The organism is Acidisoma sp. S159 (genome assembly GCF_009766125.1).
Lineage (GTDB): Bacteria > Pseudomonadota > Alphaproteobacteria > Acetobacterales > Acetobacteraceae > Acidisoma.
Genome location: NZ_LMUG01000043.1, coordinates 274744 through 292630, shown reverse-complemented (window position 1 = coordinate 292630; position 17887 = coordinate 274744). Strand labels below are relative to the sequence as shown.

Annotated in this window: 14 protein-coding genes; 6 read left to right on the top strand and 8 right to left on the bottom strand. The window is 59.3% G+C overall.

What is annotated here, in order from left to right:
* Nucleotides 1-134: 134 nt before the first annotated feature.
* The gene (locus GSQ92_RS13160) at nt 135-1217 is read right to left on the bottom strand and encodes a radical SAM protein (RefSeq protein WP_159013572.1); all 1083 of its coding nucleotides are present in this window, start codon (nt 1215-1217) and stop codon (nt 135-137) included.
* Complete coding sequence (locus GSQ92_RS13155; protein WP_159013571.1) at nt 1217-2056, bottom strand: glycosyltransferase family A protein; 840 nt, start codon at nt 2054-2056, stop codon at nt 1217-1219. Before GSQ92_RS13155 ends, GSQ92_RS13160 begins: the two co-directional genes overlap by 1 nt.
* Nucleotides 2057-2585: 529 nt before the next feature.
* Here GSQ92_RS13155 and GSQ92_RS13150 point away from each other — a divergent pair.
* Nucleotides 2586-3803 (top strand): radical SAM protein, encoded by a 1218-nt coding sequence (locus tag GSQ92_RS13150; protein ID WP_159013570.1) that lies wholly within the window; start codon nt 2586-2588, stop codon nt 3801-3803.
* Between the two features lie 320 nt (nt 3804-4123).
* On the opposite strand, the gene GSQ92_RS13145 is transcribed toward GSQ92_RS13150, so the two are convergent.
* Nucleotides 4124-4288, bottom strand: a complete 165-nt coding sequence (locus tag GSQ92_RS13145; protein WP_159013569.1) for a hypothetical protein — start codon at nt 4286-4288, stop codon at nt 4124-4126.
* A gap of 115 nt (nt 4289-4403) precedes the next feature.
* Between GSQ92_RS13145 and GSQ92_RS13140 the strand changes: the two genes are divergently transcribed.
* Nucleotides 4404-4697, top strand: a complete 294-nt coding sequence (locus GSQ92_RS13140; protein ID WP_159013568.1) for a hypothetical protein — start codon at nt 4404-4406, stop codon at nt 4695-4697.
* Nucleotides 4698-5650: 953 nt separating this feature from the next.
* Here the strand turns inward: GSQ92_RS13140 and GSQ92_RS13135 are convergent.
* Entirely contained in the window at nt 5651-6052 is a 402-nt protein-coding gene (locus GSQ92_RS13135) for a hypothetical protein (protein ID WP_159013567.1), read from the bottom strand.
* 19 nt (nt 6053-6071) lie between these two features.
* Nucleotides 6072-7232, bottom strand: coding sequence for a DUF2779 domain-containing protein (locus GSQ92_RS13130; RefSeq protein ID WP_159013566.1), 1161 nt, complete (start codon nt 7230-7232; stop codon nt 6072-6074).
* Nucleotides 7233-7500: 268 nt separating this feature from the next.
* Between GSQ92_RS13130 and GSQ92_RS13125 the strand changes: the two genes are divergently transcribed.
* The 4 genes from GSQ92_RS13125 to GSQ92_RS13110 all read left to right on the top strand — a co-directional run bounded on the left by GSQ92_RS13125 (nt 7501) and on the right by GSQ92_RS13110 (nt 13649).
* Entirely contained in the window at nt 7501-7821 is a 321-nt protein-coding gene (locus GSQ92_RS13125; RefSeq protein WP_159013565.1) for a hypothetical protein, read from the top strand.
* Nucleotides 7822-8074: 253 nt separating this feature from the next.
* Nucleotides 8075-10180 (top strand): AAA family ATPase, encoded by a 2106-nt coding sequence (locus tag GSQ92_RS13120; protein ID WP_159013564.1) that lies wholly within the window; start codon nt 8075-8077, stop codon nt 10178-10180.
* A gap of 36 nt (nt 10181-10216) precedes the next feature.
* On the top strand, nt 10217-11212 hold the full coding sequence (locus tag GSQ92_RS13115; protein ID WP_159013563.1) for a YafY family protein: 996 nt from the start codon (nt 10217-10219) through the stop codon (nt 11210-11212).
* A gap of 154 nt (nt 11213-11366) precedes the next feature.
* Nucleotides 11367-13649 carry a DUF262 domain-containing protein gene (locus GSQ92_RS13110; RefSeq protein WP_159013562.1) on the top strand — a complete coding sequence of 761 codons (2283 nt, stop codon included), beginning with the start codon at nt 11367-11369 and terminating at the stop codon, nt 13647-13649.
* Between the two features lie 249 nt (nt 13650-13898).
* Here GSQ92_RS13110 and GSQ92_RS13105 read toward each other — a convergent pair whose 3' ends face one another.
* The 3 genes from GSQ92_RS13105 to GSQ92_RS13095 are packed head-to-tail and all read right to left on the bottom strand — an operon-like array spanning nt 13899 to nt 17620.
* The gene (locus GSQ92_RS13105; protein ID WP_159013561.1) at nt 13899-14684 is read right to left on the bottom strand and encodes an HNH endonuclease; all 786 of its coding nucleotides are present in this window, start codon (nt 14682-14684) and stop codon (nt 13899-13901) included.
* Nucleotides 14685-14697: 13 nt separating this feature from the next.
* A complete protein-coding gene (locus tag GSQ92_RS13100) occupies nt 14698-16680 on the bottom strand; it encodes a chromosome segregation protein SMC (protein WP_216856823.1) in 1983 nt (660 codons plus the stop codon).
* On the bottom strand, nt 16664-17620 hold the full coding sequence (locus GSQ92_RS13095) for a hypothetical protein (protein ID WP_159013560.1): 957 nt from the start codon (nt 17618-17620) through the stop codon (nt 16664-16666). Before GSQ92_RS13095 ends, GSQ92_RS13100 begins: the two co-directional genes overlap by 17 nt.
* Nucleotides 17621-17887: the final 267 nt, after the last annotated feature.

The following is a 17887-nucleotide window of genomic DNA, read 5'->3' as shown; positions in this document are numbered from 1 at the left end:
GTTCTCTCGGGTCCACATCCCGAGCTTGAATCATCCCTCCCCGAGCCGCCACAAGCATTTTCAAACGGTCTCTTAGGAACCTATCCATCGTGCGCGTACTCCTCTCGATTGCTCCACCTTCTGACGCTTGCTTGTTAAGCGACCGCGGTAAGCACGCGCTTGTAGTGCGCCAATTCTGGCGCGAAGCGGTCTTCGAATTCCACGGCACGATTTTTGTAGCACCACGCACAAGAAGCCCTAATCTCGGCTATGCCTGAGCCACCCCGAGTGTGCTCACGGCGCAACGCTTGCCAGAGCGGGCCATTCCACACCCTTCGAAAGCCGCGTTCATCGATGACGCCCATACTGTTCTGCTCAAGTTCGGGACCAATGAGATGGTCGCAGAAGCCGACACTTCCATCGTAAGCGACATGCGCATAGGCCCACGGGTGAAGACAAGACGGTATATTCGGCGGGTTGGCTGGGTGGCTCCCGAGACGCGTTCCGCACAAAATATCAATACCGAGCATTTCAGCACGCCGGGCAACTCTGCCGAGCGCCTCGTCAACTTCCGCTTCATAGCCAATGATGGATAGTAACGATCCTGGGGGCGCACTAACCGCGCTGAGCTGAATGCGGCGGATATCGGCTTTCGCTGCAAGGTCTACCAAGTTCTCGAGCCCTAATAAAGCCGGCCGTTGGACGGTGCAAATCAACGACAGGCGCTCTGTAGTTCCCCAATCGGCCTTGTACAACTGCCCAAGCGCGTTAAGATTGGCCTCAACCAAATCAAGTCGGCCATTGATACGAAGTTGCCTGAATAAAAAAGGGTCGGCGGTGTCAGCCGAGATGCCGACATGGGCGTGGTGACGGGCTAGAAGTGCGATGGCGTCCGGACGTCGAAATGAAAGATTGGTAACGAAACGGATTTCAGCTCCTGACTTCGCAGCAACCGCTACTCTCTCTTGTATCTCGGGCAAAACCAGGCTTTCACCCCAGCCGCGCAGATCTATGAGTTCGGCAGTCGAAAAGAGTTCGTCGGCCACCTGGGAGAAGAGTTCCAGCGACATCCGGCGATTTGCGACTGGAATAACTTCGCTTCGACACATTGGACAACGAAGGTTGCATCCTTGAGTTAACTCAACAACGACAAAACGGGGAAGACTTTTAAGTTCCTGCGCACGACGACGATACTCGTCAAGGTTGATTGAGGCGTTTTCATTGCGGGCCTGCGTCACTACACTACCTCGAAGTTGAAGCCACCGTTTGATAGGCCACCGAGAGTATAGATCAAGGTTGCTTCCTCGGTGCAAGGCAGGTCAAGCCCCGCTGACACCAAATTAGCGAGAAGCTTGTCGTCTTCGCCAACCATTTGAATCTGTTCGACAGCATCGTAATGCGTGCAGAAAGGTGAGGGACCCAAAGCTTCGGTTCGGAACAGCCATGCACCAAGGTCTACCATGCCAGAAGTGCCATCGCTAAAGCGCCCGCAGTCGCGAACTACGTCCTCCCCGGCGCGGATGACTCCCTCGGCCTCCATCCGGGTGAGCAGCCGTTCGCGCAACTTCCCCTTGGGCGCCCACGGGAATTCTCGACCTTCCCAACGCTGTCCACTACTCATGATGAGGCGTCGCCAAGAATACACAGCGGCGCGGTCTTTAAGGCGGTCCACCAAGGTCGAAAGGTGGTCCGGGCGCCAGAGGTTATCATCATCTAGGAAAGTGATTAGAGGCGTTCCAGTAGCCGCGACGGCGAGATTGCGCAATCCCGCGATGCGACTAACCGGCCAAGGTATTCTCTGGCCGATTTCGGATGCAACCCCGAGGAATCTCACTCTTTCGCAGGGCCAGGCAAACGGTGGCAATTCGCCAATGGAACGAAGGCCGTCACCCACGAACATTAGCCTGATTTTCCCGCCATAATCCTGTGCGGCAACAGAAGAAACGGCTGCCGAAAGCGACGCTCGCTCCCCGCGAGTGACCACCGCGACAGTCACCGCCTCGCGCTGGTACCCGCTAAGCAAACGCGGCTGTCTGCCTCGCGAGAAGGCCTGTGCGAGCGTGCCTGCCTCGGCCAAACGCGCAGGCTCCGGCGCTAGATCTGGCCGCGCCGCGGCTCCATATGTCACTCTCGGAGCAATCTGAGGAGAACGAACAAGCAGACATCTCTACCACTCCACAGGCCACATAAGGCTTGAACTTACCGTATAGCGGACAGGTATACAGTAAGATCGACTACTAGCGCCAAGGCGGCGCGCGAAATCCGTCACCAGTTGATTACCTCAGACTCCCACACATTTCCACAGAATTTCCTTGAACACTAGGGCACTTCAACATCATCATGCTGCGGCAAAAAGGGCGCAAATGTTGCTGCACGTTTCAGAGGCTACCGACGGATGGCTAATGCAGCCGGTTCGGATACGGTGCGTCGGTCGCGATCCGGTCGAACTCCTGCCTGTTGATGCCATGCCTATAGAGCTTGCCAGGGTTGGTGCGTCTCCAGATGGATTGTGCGAGTCTACCCGCAGCCTAGACGGCCGGGCGACCGTGAAGTTGGGTGTCGGGATACTTTTGCAGCACTCGAGACGAATACTCTTAGACGCACCGGTGACCCTGCGGCTCGATGACGGCGCGGTGTTCCTGGAGGCGGCCGACCTTACTGAGATAAGCCGTCGTCGCGCCGCGTTTGACCGGATTCCGCGTCAAGCAGCTCAAGCCGCAGGTTTTGGCCTTGTCCGCCAGCGGCCCCGGACCCTAATCGATGATAAGCTTCTACGATCGATGGGCTGGTCGGGACTCGAGTACGATGCCGCGGCTTGTGCCTTGGTTACACCTGGTGCGCCCCCCGATGCAGGTGATGATCCCGCAGCTCTCTTGTTTTACGATACTCGGCTTCTCGAGGATGTATCGCTCAAGATCGAACTTACGACCAAGTGCAACTTCAAATGCGGCTTCTGCTATGGACGTCACGTGAAGCAAGGCACAGTGAATGCAACGGACGTTTATAAACTGATTGAACGTTTCGCCAATATGCGCGAACTAGAACTCACTGGCGAAGGAGAAAGCCTTCTGCTTCCCGAACTGCCCGACATCGTTGCATTTGCGGCCGCCCGTGGCATTCATGTGCGGCTTGGCACAAACGGTTCGCTTCTGACTCCTACCCTCAGTCGGCGACTTATAGAGTCGGGCCTCAAAGAGCTCACTGTCTCGTTGGAGACCCTCGACCCGGAGCGTTTCACAGAGATACGGGCTAGGGGAAACCTTAAAGGCATCCTCAATTCACTCTCGATCTTCATAGCAACCAAACGTGAACTCGGGCGAGATGTAAAGGTGAGCCTTTGGATGACTATCCTGAAGGAGTCACTCAATCAGATTGAGGATGTAGAAGCTCTTGCCCTGAGCATGGGCCTAGACAGCGTCGAGTATCAAACTTTGAACACGATGGATCAATACTCGCAGTATTATAGCCAGGAGTTCCTACGAAATGTCTTGACTAAAAAGGATTTGGCGGCATTTCGTGTCGAGGCAGGTCCGGTGCTTCGTCGCGTAATTGATAGTCTGCTCCAAGAAAAAAGCTCGAAGCGATGCCTCGCGCCGACAGAGATGATTCGCGTAGGCTGGCAGGGTCATGTCACACCCTGCTGCAACCTACAGACCCCTTATGTAGAGAGCCTCGGAAATTTGTATCAGCAGTCGTGGCTCGACATCTCCAAGAGCGAGCGTTACCGCCTGTTCCGCTTTGCCACCCTCCACGGGGTGATACTCAACCCGTGCCGCTCCTGCCCGGCAATTGCGGCGCCGCACTTCGAGTTCGACAGGGCGTGAGCTTGGGCTCAACTATTGGGAGCGTCGAAAGCGTTCGAACTTCCCTAGCAGGCCATCCGAATCTGACCCACCAAATGAGACCTGGGCCTGCCGCAGGACTCATCGAATATTGTTTCGAATATCTCCGCCATCGCCCGTTGCGCCGGTCGTGATGGGCAATCTCCAGTCGCATTCCTCACCGGCGATACCCCCTCGTGTAGGTCAGGACAACCCCTTTAGTTTGGTGATGTCCTAGGACCACGCTTCAATCGGCCTCCCAGCCAGCAATTCGGCTTATTAGCTTAATATAGACGCGGTGGCCCATTCGACTCCGGCGACGGTCATTCGTCGCGATCGGTTTGCGGCCGCAACCCCTGTTTTGCTCCATAATCGAGTATCGCAACCTCGATCAAAGACGTGACCGATCTTCGCTCGACATCGGCAATTCGTTGGGCAAGCGCCAAGACCTCTTCGTCGATCCTGGTGGTAAACGGCTTTTTAACCATGCACGTGCATTGCCCTTGCAAGTCGCGGTCGCTTGCGGTATATGGGCAATCCACGTTCAACGCAAGCTAGCCGTTCGAACCCCCATCCGCGCTGCGGTTGGAAAACCGGTGGCTCTTGCTGAAAAAAATCTCGAACACGTCAATTGCGACTAACAAGGAAAAGCTGATCATGCCGAAAGCAACCACCGCTAAGTGCCCCATAAATGATGATCCTGATAATGATCTGCAGCGTTTCGCCGCCGATTTGGAGGGGCTTGTTATGCTCGGCAGAGTGTTGAGCGTCGAGAGACTCATTTCACCCGAGCAAGAGAAGCTCAATGCGGAAGGCGACGCGATGATCGTCGCAGCTTATGCGGAGGTAGCGCGCGTTTACAAGGAGGCTGGCATAGATCCCAGCGAGCGCGAATGATTTCGGCGACCGAATCTAACCTTCACGCATGCTCACAGGCCTGAGGTTTCAATCCCGCCGGACGGCGCCTCGTGCCCACTTGCTTAAAACAGCGCTCCCTGCGACGGACAAAACTATCACCGGAAGGCCGACCAGTTGCCCGCTTCGGTCACGTACCGCTGGTTCGGTCCTGGTGCGCTCGCTTAGCGGCCCGGGCCCTTAGCGCATCGGTCATTACCTGGCGAAGTGCCTCAGCAATCGTGCCGTTGCGATCATCGCGATCAAATCCGGCAAATTGGCGGTCATTGAGGAGATCTGCATCAGGACCACAGCGATCGGGGCCTCAAGTGGCATCCCGACTGACATGACAGGCGCCCACTCGCCACCACCAGCCTGGCAATTTCTCCTCGAACTCTCGAACTACAAGCACGAGATCTTCAAGGTCTTCGGGCTGCCACTGCACGCGGCTCACGCCATAACTCCTGGAAGCGGCGGCATTTCAACTTTGGTTGGAACCGCCCCCGCGTTTCTGAGAATCATCACAGCATGCCATCCATTCTGATCTTCGGTTGAGTAAGGGGATTTCCGCAGTCTACGCGCGTCTCGAAGTTGGTAGTTGATAGAAAGGGCGAATGTCGCTCCTGCTGGCATATTAGGCTTGCACATCAGTCTGGCACAAGCACGTTCAAGAAGCTGCTTTCATATGTCGAGTTCGAGAATGAGCTGGCACATTCAGAAGCCTTCAGGCCTTGTTTCCTATGCAGAGTGTTCTGATACCCCGCGTAGCCGTGAGTGGCACTCCAGCAAATTGACTACTGCTGCCGATCATTTACGTCGGAGAACAAACTGCGCTGGCGACTCGCGAAAGCCGAAGCGAGATCGGGGTTTCGCAGTCGTGGTCGTGAATCGCATAACGCCCAACAAAGAGGTCATCTGTTGGGTCGAATACCTCCCGCAGCGGCCTCAAGTAAGCTCTATCGCTCCGAGGGTAGAGACACGCGCCGGACGCTCCTGTAATGATCATCGAGAAGAACGGTTACCTCATCGGCCTCAATACAAAAACAGTCCGTTATAAGACGCACGAAAGCAGGGTGGTGCAGATGTCGATCGGCCCGGATCAAGAAGCGCCGAGCAACACAATCAAAGATCACCCTCCCCCGCGGCCATTCCTCATATTCCGACCAGACGGGGGCGGTCGGCTCCCCAGCGGTTCGCAGCACAGCCGCTCCTCGCCGGGCTAAACGCGACCAGTGCTCAAAGTGGCCAGTTTCCACCGTCAGCATATCGCCATAGGTCTCGGCTCGCTCCAGTGGCACCGTGAGCGCGACAATGGCCGGCTTGCCGTTCTCTTCCACGACCCAGAAGGGACCGACCATTCCATATTCCGGAAGTTGCTCAGCCCTCGGCAACGGCCAGCTCCATCAGAGCCCGGTGAACCTCGACCATGGCAAGGGTGTCGCGCTGACAATAGGCGAGCAGCGCCCGGCGCAGCCGGCCGACCTCTTCGGGATCTGGAACGTAGCCGGATGCCAGTTGCACGAAGGCCGCCGAAGCGGCGGTGCCATTGGCGATGCCGACGAGATCATCGTAACCAAAGCCAGGGCAAAGGCCCGGAGCAACGGCCTTGATTGAGTTGCTGAAGCCGAAGGCCGGAAAGTAGACCGCGGCGCGGACGATCGGCAGCAGATCGCGAATGCGAGCGATGATCGCCTCAATCGGCGCCCGCAGCTGGGGAAATTGCTTGGCGAGCTCTCTCAGCTGAGTCTGCTCGTAGGCAGAGTAGACCAGGATCGGGCCATCAAAGGCGTTGAGTATTGCGATGAGGGTCTCCGCAAAGGCGAGCCGTGGGTCTTCATCCCCCTCGGCCAAGAACTCCCGATGATGCAGAGCACCATTCCCGTCGATCGCGTGCAGCGACCATTGAAACGGGATGGTCTGATAGGGCCGCGTGCCGGCGTAGAGCGGGATTGGCGGCATCATGGCCTCGAAATCGAGGTAGCATGCGGGCAGGCGGAACGCTTTCAGAAGCCGCGCGAGATCAGACGCCACATACGGGCGCCCGCTTGCCGTCGCGTCTCGGATGATGGTCTGCTTTGGTGTTAGCCTGAAATCCTCGCGCTTCAGGCCTTCGTCCTCGAGGGTGCCGGCGTCAGAGTCACCTCGATCGAGCTGCTGCACGTAAATAAAGCTCATGCGGGTGCCGCTTTTGACCTCACGCAAGCCCCAGGCGCCACCGGCAAGGCGTTCCAGGACATCAACCCGGATACGGACTCCATCGTGTTCGAAGGCCGCTTCAAACAAAGCGGGAACGCTGGGATCGGCCATCAGAGCAAGCGTCCGACGCACAGCCGCGGCATGTTGCCAGGGTGCTTCCTCGACCAAGATTCCACCCGGAAACAGCAGGTGTGCCTTGCGGCCGATCTCCTGCCCAACATCCAGTGATGCCCCCGGATCAAGATCGTCATAAGGCGCCAGCTCCTGGATAAGCAGCCACAGCCGCCGCGAACACTGCAGGCCAGCGGCGTAGCGAGACTTGGTGAGATTTAGCCCGGCCATAGCGGCTCCCTGCTGGAACCGCGGAAGCATGTTCTCACGTCAGGCATCAGGCAATCGGCTATTCGCGGCTCGCCGATTTGCTACGTCCACTTCTGACGTAGACGAGGCGCATATCGTCTCGACGGCGCGTGACACGGCGTCAGCTATCCGCTACCTATCGGGGCATCGCATGAACACCTGAACCACCCCTCCTCGACAGCATGATCCAGTCCTCACCCGGAATCCGTCCGGACGGCCTGGCCCGTGTTTGTTCATTGAGGAGATTGCGGTGTTTCAGGTTCAGGCTCCCGTTGTCATTGTTCCGTCTACCGAGGCGCGCGCCGCGCTTGGCGCTCAGCTGCGTCCGGCCGCCCTTGCGGCCTGGCGCGAGATTGCGCGCCTGGGAAAGGGTCTCGAGATGGCTCATTTCCAGATCATGCATACCGGCGTGACCTTGGCAGTCTGCTCGCGTGTGCGGAGCAATGGCTTCATTGAGATCGAGCTCGGGCTCGGTGATCCGCGGCAGGCGGCGCGGGTGATCCCCGCGGCGCAATTGCGCCTGGCCGAGGCTCGCGCACAAGCGCGAGTCGTGCGCTCAGCGCGACGGTAGCGGCGACCAGGCGAGGGCAGCACCCTGCCCTCGCCCACCGGCGGTCTGCGTCACTCGCGTGGTGTCTAAAGCGGCAAAGAACCGACACACCCCGCGACGCCGCCTGGTCTTTGCCACGCCATGAATTCCGCAGGCGTTCCTGCTGGTACGGCTACGGCCGAGACTAAGGACACCAGCCGACGGTTCGCGGCCGGCACGCCCTCTCTATGCTCGAGCGGCCCGTTTCATCTGATTTGACGTGAAGGAAATCCCCATGAACGCCTCACTTGGGCAACGTCGTCCGCCCGAGCGCCGCTTAGCCACCGGCGGCACCATATTGGCGCTGACCTGCGCCCAGAACGTCTATTCGGCGCTCGATCGTCGCGCGCCGGAAGCCAGCGCGCTGGCGAGTTGGCTGATACAGAGCGCCGCAGCCTTCGCCCTGCCGGACAATGCTCTGCCGAGTGACGGAGAAGACTCAGGACGATCAAGACGTCGCGGCGTCACCTTGCAAGACTGGCGCAAAATTGGCGACGCACTCAATTTAGCCGCCGCAGGTTTATCAAACTTAGTAGATGGACCGGCTGAGCGCTGGATCGCCGCGATCGGCAAAGCTTTGGAACTCGATCCCTTGGAGACGCGAATCCTGACGCTTGCCTTGCACTATAAACTGGACCAACGCGTGGAGCGCCTATTCGATGGGATGAGCGAGTGCCGCGGTGGTCGCACGACGCTGCATCGCGATGCCGGACTTATTGCGCTGCTTCTTCAAGCGCCGATCGCCGAGGTCGCAGGACGGCTGGCGAGCGAAGCCAAGCTACTGGCGAGCGGTCTGCTCCGCATGGAACGGCACGGCGATCTCTCTGTGCTGGATAGGCTGCTGTCGCTGATACGGCAAGGCGTTCCCCCCGCGGCAGATTTCTACGCCCAGTTGCTTGGCTCGATCGCCTCGGAGCCGCTGCCTTGGGAAGCGTTCACGCATTTGGGGCGAGAGGCGGAGGTCGCGGCCTCGGTGCTACGCGCGGCGCTCGCGAGACGCGAGGCTGGTGTGAGTGTCTTGCTCTACGGCCCTCCGGGTACAGGAAAGACATCATTTGCCGGAGCACTCGCCGCCAAAGTCAGCGCACAGTTGCGCCCGGTTGGCGAGGCCGACGATAGCGGTGACGAACCCTCGCGTTACGAGCGCTTGGCCGGACTGCGGCTTGCCCAGCGCCTTGCCTCGCCCGTCGACACGGTCCTCCTCTTCGATGAGGCAGAGGACCTCTTCCTTAGCCGCAGCATGGTCTTCGACGAGCCCATGACCAGTTCTCGTGTTTTCATTCATCGCTTGCTTGAGCGCTTGACAGTGCCGGTCATCTGGACGGCGAACGACATCAGCGTCCTCGGGCCTGCCGTATTGCGCAGAATGACTATGTGCCTGGAGTTGCGCGTGCCGAACCTCGCGACCCGGACGAGGTTATGGCTCAGCATGGGCGAGACCGAGGGGGTCATCCTCCAAGACGCGGACGCGGCGCGCCTTGCGCGCCTGGTGCCAGCCGCGCCCGCGGTTGCCTCGACGGCCTTGCGCGCAACCCGGCTGGCCGGCGGCGGCGCAGAAACGGCGCACCTGATAGTCGAGGGAATTGCGCGTGCCGTGCGCGGCGGGGAACTGCCAGTCCCCGAGAAGGAGCCAGATTCAAATTATGATCCGGCTTTGATCAACGCGAACTGTGACCTCGCAGCGCTGACGTCCGATCTCCTTCGACCTGGCGCGCCTCGCGCCGTTTCCTTTCTGTTGTCCGGGCCACCCGGGGTGGGGAAGAGCGCCTGGGTGCGGCAGCTCGCCGATCGAATGGGCATGCCGGTGCTGCAGAAGCGGGCTTCCGATCTACTCAGTCCGTACGTCGGGGAAACCGAGAAGAGCGTTGCGGGCGCTTTCGCGGAAGCGCGGGAGGCGCAGGCTTTCCTCGTGTTCGACGAAGCCGACAGCCTTTTGCTGGAGCGAGCAGACGCTATGCGCAGTTGGGAGATTAGCCAGGTCAACGAGATGCTCACTTGGATGGATGGGCATGCGTTTCCCTTCGCCTGTACGACCAACTTGGCCGAGCGCCTAGATCGCGCCAGTCTGCGTCGCTTCTTGGTGAAACTGCGGTTTGACTGGCTAACTGTAACGCAAGCGAGGCTGGCTTTCCGACAATTCTTCGACCGACCCGCACCGAAAGAGTTGGATGCTCTGCGGACCCTTACACCAGCAGATTTCGCGTTGGTACGACGACGAGTGGTCATGTGTGCCTATGAGACTGATTCGAACATGGTGCTGCGTCTATTGCTAGCTGAGTGCGAAGGACGAATCACCGGAAGTTGTCCGATAGGATTTGCCCGACCAGCTGCCGTGACATAATGGCTAAATGTGTGCTTCGTGAGGTGGCTGTAGCCGATGAGATATGCTCCCGCGGAACGGCTCCTCCGTCTCGCCCGCCACTTGGCGGGGACGCGGACCGGCCTCACGCTTGACGAGATGGCGAGTGCACTGGATGTCGGCCGTCGGACCGCCGAACGGCTGCGTGATTCGCTGGCTGACATATTCCCGCAAATGGACTGGTGGGACGACGAAGAGCGGGTCCGGCGTTGGCGTCTGCCAAGCAGCGCGCTGGTTGGAGTAATGGAAGTGAGCGTCGAATCCGTCGCCGCGATCGAAACAGCGGCGCGGGAATGTGACGCTCGTGGAGAAGCTGATCGCGCGCGTCTTCTGAGAGAGGCCTCCACGACACTGCGCGCCGTGATGCTGCCCGATGCTCTCCGCAAGGCAGAACCCGATATTGCTGCGCTCATGGAGGCCGAAGGCATTGCTACGCGGCCTGGTCCGCGGCCTGTCATCGCGGACGGTGTCTTGGCGACGCTTCGACGGGCAATACTCGGGATGCAGCTTGTTGTAGTGCGCTATGCAGCCGGCGAAGCGGACGAGGAAGCTGTTCGTGTCCTGTGTCCTTACGGACTACTCTATGGCGGGCGTGGCTGGTTGGTCGCCAATGTAGAAGGTCTGCCGAATATGCGGTTGTGGCGGCTGGACCGGATCGCGTCAGCTGTTGCGTTCGACCGCGGCTTTCAGCGCCACAAGGATTTTAGCCTCGCGGACTATGCTGAGCAGTCCTTCGGCATCTTCCAGGAAGAGTCGCTCGATGTGGCACTGCGGTTTACGCCTGACGTCGCAGAGGATGCGGCGCTATGGAAGTTTCATCCATCGCAAATGACGACCCGAGACGCGGACGGCTCGTTGCATGTTCGCTTTCACGCAGGCGGGCTCCGAGAGATGTGCTGGCACCTCTTCACGTGGGGCAAATCTGTAACGATAATGAGTCCCGACGAGCTCCGAACCATGATGATGAGGATGTCCGCAACGGTCGCGCAACACCACGCTTATTCTGGTGGATAGGGGCTCGTAGACAGATCCAAAGAACCTCGTTTTAGCGACACAACGTCGAGCTCTTAGACTTCAAACTAGCCGAGGCATTGCAGCCGGACTCACAAGTGTGCGGATGTAGGTCCGAGTCAGCTTAAGCCGATGACAGTCTAGAGTAGAGGCTTGAATGTCGAATGGGAATCATCATTGTGACCAAGTCAAATCTGAGGAAAGCGTCAACGGCGACCAGGGTGATTGCGACATGATCCCCGCACTAAAGCTGCATGAGATCGCTTCTTGGCCACCATTTGCGGAATCAGGTTCGCAGTTGCCGGCCATCGTCGCCGACGTTCCATCGTTGCAGCGCGGGCTCGTTTGGAAACCTGGGCAGATTGAGCTAATGTGGGATTCTCTGATGCGGGGATTTCCTATCGGCTCACTCGTCGTCCGCAAGAAGCTGCCACCGACAGTTCAGCAAAGCAGACATGGTGATGATGACAGGACCACTCATCACCTGTTGGACGGGCAGCAGAGGGCACAGGCAATCAAGCTGGGTTATGTGGACGCGTTTCAAGAGAGTGGCTATAAGATATCTCAGATCCTGTGGCTCGACCTCGCTCCTACCAAACGCGGGGAGAGCCGCGCATTCTTATTTCGTCTGACGAACATCGCTCACCCCTGGGGATATCAGCCCAACGACAGTGCGGAACGTGTCGCAACGGCCTCTATCCGAGCATCACTCGAAAAATGTGGATGCGATACAGACGAGGAGGGCTTTTACAAGCGCCCATCACCGAGAGATTGCTGGCCTATCGCCGCGGCAGTGCCAGTACCATTTGCATGGCTATCCAGACTTCAAACTGTTGTTGATGAGAATGTGTTCTGGGCGTCCGTGCGCTCCAGCTGTGCGGCCTATCTCGACAAGCCTCCTCATCGGGAATGGTCGCGCGAGGCGATTGAGCTATTGAACCGATCGCCGGATGATCCTCGGCTTAGGGCAGTTTGGTCCGGGATGAGGCGCGTTTGGGACGCCCGAATACCGATTTTGGAACTTCCGGAGGACGCGGTGGCGTCCGGCGCAGCTCGCGAGACTATCAACCCCGAGCAGGAGGGGGTTACTAACGTTGAGACCCTCTTTCATCGGTTGAATCGCGGAGGTACGGCCCTTGACGGGGATGACCTTGCTTACTCCATGATTAAGGCAAACTGGCCCGGTCTTGAGCAGAACATTAGAAAACTTGCGAGCCGCCGCCGGTTACCTGAGGCGAGGTTAGTCCGAGTAGCGGCTCGACTCCCAATCGGTGAGGCTCGCGCTTCCCGGAGCGCAGCGGGCAAGCCGCTTCAAGCTGTGTCATCGCCGGTATCAGTCGGTCAGATACGAAGGCTAGCGCACCCAACGGGAGTGGAAGTCGGAAACGAGGAGGAGAGAGACAGCCGCGATCGCTTTTGCCGCTTCTTTCTTGATCAAGGTGAGCCAAGAGGACTGGGGAACCTGCTGGCGAGGGTGCAGCATTGGTGCGGCCCGGCGGAAGTGTACGACTTGCCGCTAGTGTTACAGACTAGCATCGCCCGAACCTCTCCCGATGTGTACGCCCTTCTTCTCTGGATGGCTGACCGAGCGCTGCAAGTCAGCGACGCTGCAAGCGACGATCTCGGCAAGTCAGTTCAGGGGTTGATTACTACCTTACATTGGTTCGCGTTGGACAAGCGTAAAGCCGTGAGCGCTATCGCAGCGCGGCTCGACGAGCGCGGCGTTTTGTCTAAGAGTAGCTTTTCCGGCATTCTGACCCAACCTCTTCTCGCTGGCGGAGAACCAGTCATTTTGCACCCTCCATCTGTCTCTCGGTTCAAAAGCATGCTTGCGCCCTCTGGAGGAGCGAGCGAGATGCAGGGCTGCTGGACAACCGTGAGTCAGTACCAGCGACCAGAGCGCGAAGCCGTTGAGCGCGTGTTAGATAATCGGGAACTACTGCTTTATGCCCAGCGTAGTTTTTTGCGACGCCGATTTGGAAGCTACGACCCGGCCGACGAAGAGACCTGGGCGCAGCATAACCGCCCGTGGGATTTCGACCACATTCTGGCAAAAGCTTCTATTGACTACGTAGCTTTCCAAGAAAAAGAAATAATCAAAGAGTGGGCGCTCCGAAGTGTGGCCAACCTGAGGGCGTGGCCCATGGAATCAAACCGGTCAGACAAGAAGGAGTCGCCCAAAGACAAGATCGGTAGAAATGAGAAGCTGGCTAGGATCCAAATCATGAACGACAGCGTCCTAACGGAGGACGAGCTTCTAGGGTTCGGCAAAGGCTACGATGTCGCGCAGCCAATGGGCTGTTCACCGGGCGGCCTCGAAGCTTACGTGATGGCGTCTAGAGCAAGGCTGATAAACCTCTACCGCGCTTGGTATGAGCCGGACGGACTAGATATAGACTATCTTACTCAATGGGAACCCGCGCCTGTCGATCTGGTGTGACCTTGGACTCGGCAGATGAGTTTGATCAAGTCTCCGATGATATACTCCAGTCCTATTTGTAAAAGCATGCACAGGGCAGCGTGCGGCCAGCTGCCGTGGGTATCTGAACGTAGCGACCTTTCCCTAGGCTGCTGACAAGGAACTGAGGGCGGGTCGGCGAAGGTTCGGGGTCTGGGCCAGCTGCAAACGGCAACAGGTATGTAGCGGCGGTCGTCTTTGGCTCAGCCATACTTCCACAAGGCAGGGCGTCTATAACAGCGAGCTGCCCTTGCTGCCGAGGAGTGACTTTCTGTGCCAGGCTAGGTTCGGCAAGTGCCTCTGGGAAATGCGGTGAAGGGCGAGTCCACTATGAATCCCGAGGGCCTTTCGATCCGCCTCAGCGAATTGGGACGAGATGATCATCCCTCCCGTATCATTGAATGAAACCAGTCCGGCGTCGAACGCGGCGTCGATATGCGCTGAAAGAAGCAAGCCGTTATAGACGTCGAGACGGTCCGCATCGGTCTCGCACTTTGCCCAGGGCTTGATATGGCTCGCACGCAGCAGGCGAGGCTCTGCTACGCCCGTGACTGCACAGCGTCCGCTCCAATAGGTTAGTAGGGTATCACGAAAAACGTCTTGTCCAATTCGCTGTACGACCAGTTTCTCGGCTTCAGTGGCTCTGGGCAAATTCCTCGTCTGCGACTCGAAAACACGCAGAGGTTCGCTAGGCAGAGTCCGCGCAAGACGCCAAATTTCGCGTACCAGGTGATGTAACGGCCCTGTATCGGCGACAACGAAGGCCGTGAAACCTGTGGGCACCTGGAGTTCGTCACGATTTGGAAGGCAATGCCAACGTTCACTCAAATCGGAGGCGACGCCGGCGTGATTTACAGCAACCGCGTAGCGGGAATTGGAACAGGTGAGTCGAATCGAAGCAGGTGCGCCGAGACTGTCATAGGCCAACCATTCACCATCAGCTAAGCGCCTGAGGCCGAAACCTTCATCAACAGCAGCCTTCTCCAAACGAATAAGTTCAATCTGTGAGAGGGCCATGGTTCTTCAGTCTTTACAAATCACGTCGCAGGAGGCGCTCGGTGCTAGGCGACCCGCGCAATGTCAGGCGCAGCCAAGGCTCAACAGCCAGATTTCCAGGTGGGCGTGTTGTCGTCGTTACGATGTACTGGAACTGCGGCAGACCGCCAGCCCCCTCGATTTCGGTCACGAGTCTGAACAGCCGATGATAGATGCTGAGCCCCAGGTCGGCTTCACGCGGGCTGTCGTGTATCAAGAATGCCGGAACACGCGTGGCTCCCTCGATGCTCAGGCACAGGACAGCCAAATCGAAGGCCAACACCTTCAGCGAGTCGATCGCCGCTGTTGTGCGATCCCCACCCATGTTGACGTTCGGCTCAAGCCCATTGCCGCTCAACGTGACCCGGCCCTTGACGTCTGAGCCCACGAGACGACGGACAATCGGATCGAATTTCTCAGTCAGCCGCCCGAAGACGCGGGCCTGCTTGTCGCGAAATGCCCCGAGCACCGCGCGTTCGGTTTCAAGCCGTGACACAATCTCTCGCGCTGACTTCCGCGCGGTCTCCTGGGTGCCGATCAACTCGGACAAGCGCTCGACATCGTCAACAAGACGCCGTGCCGCATACCAAGCGCCCTCACGGGCATCGCGGGCCTTCTCGATGGCCGCGAGGCTTTCCGCCAACTGGTCGAGACCCTGTTTGGCCAGAGCGAGCTGCTGGTGCGTTTGGGTTCTGGCAGACCGCAGGCCTGCAAGTCTATTGATCTCGTCTTCGATATTCTTCTTTCGCAACGCCAAACGCTGGCGACATGCCTCAAGGTCGGGGAGTTTGTGGGAAACTCCGCACCCTTCAGCCAGCGCGCGGTCGATCGGAACATCGCAAATCGGGCAGATTGGACTTTCCGCTTCGCTCTTCGAGAACGAGATCCCCGGCAGTTCGCCCTGGAGTTGGCTCGCCATTTTCTCGGATTCAGGGATGGTCGCCTCGATGCGGATACGTTCTGCTTCAAGTCGCGTCCACTCTGCCCGGGCGCCCTCATGTTCCCGCCCGGCGGCATCGATGTCCGATCTGGGTTGGCCGGCGGGCAATTTCGCGGCCGAGGCGAGACGGTCTTGCGCGGCCTTGCGCATTTGCTCGACGGCGAGCGGTCCGTCCGCGAGGGTTTCCGCTGAAGCGCCCAAAGCACCGGCCAATCGACTCTGCGTTCGATCGATTTCCCAGCGCCGATGCCCAATCTCCTGCTCCAGCGCCCGGCGTTGGTCATCAAGATTGGCGACTTCGGCGCGCTTGGCATGCTCCTCGGGAGTGATGGCGACAATGAACGCGCGCAGCGCATCAAGCTTCTCGGTCTGCGTCATTCCTCGTGCTGGAGAGTCCGAGTCCGACGCCGTCGAGCGCCACTCTAGGACATCGTTGAATCGGCACTCCTGATCGCGCGTCAGCCACGCGAGCGCGATCGGCCAGCTTCGCCGGTCAGATCGCTGTCCGAAAATCAGCGCCGCCAGACCGGTGGTGAGGATGGTGCTTTCAACCGCGTCCAGAAATGGCTCAAGTCCGGTGGACGTCCCTTCGCCAGCCGCGATCTCGTCAAGATTGCCACCAGCAACCGCCATGTGGCGCCGACGCACCCCGAGCGGCCGGAGTATCGCCCAGCACACCCCATCGAGCATGACCTCCGCGCCGACAATGCCATTCAGGAAGGCCACGCCGACGCGTTCACGCTGGTCATCCGCTGCATAGCGATCTTCGCCTAGGCAGTATCGGAGGAGCCGGCAGAACAGTGTCTTGCCGCTCCCGTGGCCAATGGCGTCCGTGGGGGATTCGGAAGAGAGTGCATCACCGCCATCAGGCGACCAGATGATGTTCAAACCCGGACGGAAGCTGATATCCCGGACCTTCTCCCCCCCAGGTTCCTCCCAAATCGCCAGACGCTTGACCCAGAGGCGAGGGCCGCTCTGCCCGACAATGGGCTGAACGGTGAGAGATGGTGGCCCGAGAAGATCAGGCTGCAGCGGCATCAATCCACCCCCGGATTTCCGGCGGCATAGCGGATATCACGGCATCGGTGGCGATGTGCGGCAGCACGCGCATCAGCATGCCCGCGCGCCCCTCCGGCCAGCCCGCCGTATCGATCGTATTGAGGCCGGGGCCTGGCGCCCATGTGCCCGTCGTGAGGTCCTCAACCAGCCTGCCGTTACCGCGATGAGCCGTAACCGCGCTCCCCCATGTCCGGTCAGCACGAGGGGCGAATGACGCTGCGTTGCCCGTGAGCGGAGCGGCCTCGGCGCCGATGAGGCGTTGCCATTCGGCCGCCTGATTGGGGTCCAGGTGGGGAAGGAGTAGTCTGGGCTCGAGTCCGAATGTCGTGGCGAGGCGAACTCGGCGAGCGGGCATCGGCCCAGCCATCGCCTTCAGGATCGCCGCAAGCATTGCGCCCGCATCGCCAGCGCCCGCTGGGATCGGACGTGCCCAAACGCCATCCCGCAGTACGTCAGGCGAGGCCGGAGCAGCCTGTGTTAGCACAACAGGCCCATCAACCACCCAATTCGATGAAAGTCGGTCCCACGTATCCAGAATGAGATCGCGCGACGTGAACCGGCCGCCGGATGCACGCCCCTCCGCCCGCTTCAGGGCGCCGAAGGTTTCAAAGCCGCAGTCTGGGCCGAGGATATCAGCCGGGTCGAGGAGGTAGCGCATTTCGTCCCGCGTCAGGCCGAAGAGGTCCCGAGCTACCAACACATCAAGTTCAGCGCGAAGCACCCTGCGCTGAACAGGGTCTTCACACGGGCGATCATCCTCGCCGGAAAGCCCGATCGGTGGTGCTGCGCGGTTCCAAAACGCCGCCATTTCTGGGCCACTGGCCGTGAGCTTTAGGGCGCGCCGGACAATCGCGACCTCCAGAGGCGTGCCCGTGTAGCTTCGCGGGAGCGGAAGACTGTCAAGTACCGTGTATGTCATGTGCAACGCCGCCTTCCTCCGCGCCAAAAAATCGGTGCAGAATGAGTTGGCGACGCCCAGCCAAAGCATAGAGGCGCAGTCGTCTTGTGGATGGAAAAGGATCGTGGGTACAGAATGACCGCAGATCACCTTCGGTGGTATCAGCGCGGCCATCAGGAAGCGCGCATTTGTCACGCCGCCCACGTCACAAAATCCGACCCGATATACCTGCCAACGCGACTCAGCCTTGGCCGGAATTCGATCGAGGCTCAGGTGCCACTGTGGCGT